The sequence below is a fragment of the Candidatus Aminicenantes bacterium genome (genome assembly GCA_011049425.1).
GTDB lineage: Bacteria > Acidobacteriota > Aminicenantia > UBA2199 > UBA2199 > UBA876.
On the sequence record DSBM01000072.1, the window covers coordinates 1 to 3549 of the forward strand.

Consider the following 3549-nt stretch of genomic DNA (forward strand, 5'->3'; position numbering starts at 1 on the left):
AACGTAGGTTCCGGGGACCCATGGTCTGAGACGGAATGGTCGGCTGAGGGGTACTCCCCGAAGACGAAAGATGGCCTCGGAAACATCCCGAACATCCACCATGGCCATCTTAAGCCGTCGAAGAACACCGAAGTGGTGAGCGGTGATTTATGCCCTCTGGGTACTTGTGCCCGAAAGGGTACTCTTCAAAAGCCTTTCCCTTTTTAAACCAGAGTGACGTGCAAACCCACACAAAATGGAAAAGAACCGTTTTTTTTAATCCAGGAGTCGGACCTGATTGCCATAGGACTCTTTTCAAACCGCGGCCGTCGCCCCGGGTCACGCGGACCCGGGGCAGACAGAGGCGCTTTTTGTTATGAAATCAGTGCTTTTTGCCTTTCAGTTCGTCTTCGAGGAACGCTTGAGGCGAATCCATCTGCGAAACCGTGGCCGCAGGCGCCAGGATTCGCAACACCTGCGACTCGATCCGATACCAGTAACTGGCGGGATCATTGTCATCCGGGTTGGTCGTAAAATCCATCTCTTTTTTCGACAGCTTGGGATCGCCGGGGTCGCGACCGCCCGTGTAGTCGTATTCCACCACCTCGAACTTGTAATGCGAGAACCCTATGTTGTAGTCATCTTCCCGCGGATACACTTTAGCCCAGGCAGGTCCCACCTCCTGGCGGATTTCGTAATCGCCCAAACCACCTTCCAGAAATAACGTGACCTCTTTTTTCTGCAGGGTCTCCCAGGTCGCATCGGGATCGTAATGATCCGTGAAACGCAGGATCTTAGAGAAAAGCTGGTCATTGTTTACAAAAACCTTGTGGCTGGTCACCAGGTTCTGCCCCGCGAACACGATGGTTACTCGCACCTTGACCCGGGTAATGGTTCCTTTCTTGGGCTCGTCGTCCTTACTCGATCCCCCGCTCAGCAAAACCGCCAGCAGGGCCACCAGGGCCACGCCGCCCACCAGCAGCAGCACGGGGAATTTCTTTTTCTTTTTTTTGGCCGGGGCCACGATTACACCGTTGTCCGGCGGCGAGGGCGCGGGTTCGGGTTCCGTGGCCACGGCCTCTTCGGTCGGCGCTTCAGCTTCCATCATGGCGGCCTTGGCCTTTTCGCGGGCTTTTTGCACCCGTTGCGCGAACTCCACGTCCACTTCCCGGTTGTCAAAGGCGGGATAGGTTTCAAAAACCTTGCGCAGATTCTCGTCCACCTTCTGGTCTTCGCCCACGGTGTAATAGACCTTGGCCAGCAGGTAGAATGCCTCCGCCACGTTCTTTTTCTGGGCCACGATGGCTTTCAACTTGGAAATAAAATTGTCCAGAACATTGATCGATCCCTCGTAGTCACCCTGCTGGTACAGGCGGCGCGCCTCCAGGAGCTCATCTCCTTCATCCTGCTGACCGGCCCAGGCCAGGTCCGCGGTGAGCGTAAACCAGGAAAACAGAATCAATGCAACCATACCCGCAATTCGCAACGATTTGCCACCAAGCATGTTAAAACCTCCTCTTGAGAATAATTCGGCCTTCATAAGTGCCCACCGCATAGGACAAGCGCCAGTCTTCCACGCGTACGGAACGACCGTCTCTGTCTCTTGGAGGGGGCAAATGCATGGAATTGAGTTTTTCCAGAATCAAGCGCCGCACCATCAGCGTACGCTCACTGGGAGTGACCACGATATTGGCGTCAACCGCCTTAACCACGCGCACCGCGCCGTCCGCCTCCACGTTCAGCTCCAGGGTCATATTGCCGACAACCTTGATCTTGCGGGGCAGTTGATTGACAACGATGCGATCCAATTGCCCGCTGAATTCCTTGACCAGGTTGGTTGCAACCTGGATAATCTTGACCGTTTCCGGTTTGGCAACCACAGCAGGCGGGCGTGCATCCGCCTGCTTTTGCAACGGAACGGGCCGGGGTTTTTCCTCGGGTGTTGAATCCTGACCTGTTTCGCTTTGCCTTGAGGCTTTTTCCGCCTCCCGGACGGGCGGCTTTGTAACCGGAACCGCATCGGCTTCCGGACTCTTCCGGGTAACGACTTCCTCCGCCGGTTTCTTTGCGGACTGAGATGAATCACTGGAGTTTTTGTCCACAATTCCGGTCTCGTGAGTAGACCCGGGTGCCGTTTGTTCCGGCGCCTGGTCGCCTGCGGGAACGGCAACCGCTTCCTCCGCGGGAGTGCTGCGCCCGTCGGTATCGCCGCTATTCCCTTCAGGAAGATCTCCGCGCAATTCCGTCGGCCCTGCTATCGGCGATTGCGTGGGTGTTTCGGCTTTCCAGGGCTGCAGGACAACCAGCAGGGCGGTGGTAGCCAGTGCAAGCAGTACCGCCACAGTCGCGGCGGCTTTTCTGAATCCGCTGCGCTTTGTTAACGGTCTTTTCCGGCCGGAAAGATCGTCTGCATCGCCGGGTTTTTCCGGAACAGGCGCAATCAGGGTCGGTTCGACGGCGGCGGATTGTTCGCCGGCCGGTCCTGATTTCAACTCCCGCAATGCCTGAAGCAACCGGCGGCCATCCTGGAAGCGCTGTTCATTGTCTTTGGCCATCATCCGTTCCAACAGGGGCTGAAAACGGGCCAGGTCCGGGGGCAGAGACGGTACCGGATCATTGAGATGCTTCATCACCACGGCTATATAGTCCGTGGCCTTGTAGGGCACATCCCCCGTCAGCATCTCGTAGAAGAGTACTCCCAGGCTGTACAGGTCGGCACGTCCGTCCACTTCCAGGCCGCGGATCTGTTCCGGGCTCATGTAATGCGGGGTACCAATCGACATCCCGGTCTTGGTAAGCTTGGTGGTGGTGCCGATGGCCTTGGCGATTCCGAAGTCCACCAGTACCGGGGTCTCGCTGTTGCGGAACATGATGTTGTCGGGTTTGATGTCCCGGTGAATGTATCCCTGGCTGTGGGCATATTCCAGGGCCTGGGCCATGGACTCCAGCACCCGCATGGCTTCTTCCGGGTCCAGGCCTTTCCCTTTTTCCTTGCGGGTCTGCCGGATCCGCTCCTTCAAGGTTCCATCCAGGAATTCCATGACCATGTAGTAGTTTTCCCCAGCCTGGCCCACGTCGTAAATGGTCACAATGTTGGGATGATTCAGATTGGCCGCGGTTTCGGCCTCCTTGAGGAAACGCCGCGAAAAGTTCTCATCTTTGAGCAGGAAGCTCTCCATCACCTTGACGGCCACCCTGCGCTTGAGACGGGTCTGCATGCCGAAGTACACCTTGGCCATGCCCCCCTCACCCAAACGGTATTGAAGATGATAGCCGGGGATTTCAGGCAGTTTGTCCATGCCGATTGTCCGCCTCAGGGAAAACTCATCCAATGGTATCGGGTCTCTCCCCAAAAGTCAACCACAGGCTGAATTCAGCCGCCATTGCTTCTTGCGGATTCATTCCGTATAATACAGCCTGGGTGTTGGGATTTTCCTTCTACCCATGCATAACCGCATAATTGACAGGAGGTGGAAATGGACCGCAAGATATTCAGTGAAATAATTGATTTCGCTGTAGAAAGAGAAGTTGATGCCATCAGGTTCTACCAGGATCTGCAAAAAATGGTCC

General features: G+C 56.0%; 2 protein-coding genes. Both read right to left on the minus strand.

The features are described from left to right. Positions 1 to 361: 361 nt before the first annotated feature. A complete protein-coding gene (locus tag ENN40_05055) occupies positions 362 to 1483 on the minus strand; it encodes a hypothetical protein (GenBank protein ID HDP94714.1) in 1122 nt (373 codons plus the stop codon). 1 nt (position 1484) lies between these two features. Beyond that, positions 1485 to 3278, minus strand: a complete 1794-nt coding sequence (locus ENN40_05060) for a serine/threonine protein kinase (protein HDP94715.1) — start codon at positions 3276 to 3278, stop codon at positions 1485 to 1487. Between the last annotated feature and the right edge of the window lie 271 nt (positions 3279 to 3549).

What these genes read in the sequence shown, in the direction of transcription:
- ENN40_05060 (HDP94715.1), bottom strand. Translation starts at nt 3,278, where the DNA reads ATGGACAAACTGCCTGAAATCCCCGGCTATCATCTTCAATACCGTTTG.
- ENN40_05055 (HDP94714.1), bottom strand. Translation starts at nt 1,483, where the DNA reads ATGCTTGGTGGCAAATCGTTGCGAATTGCGGGTATGGTTGCATTGATT.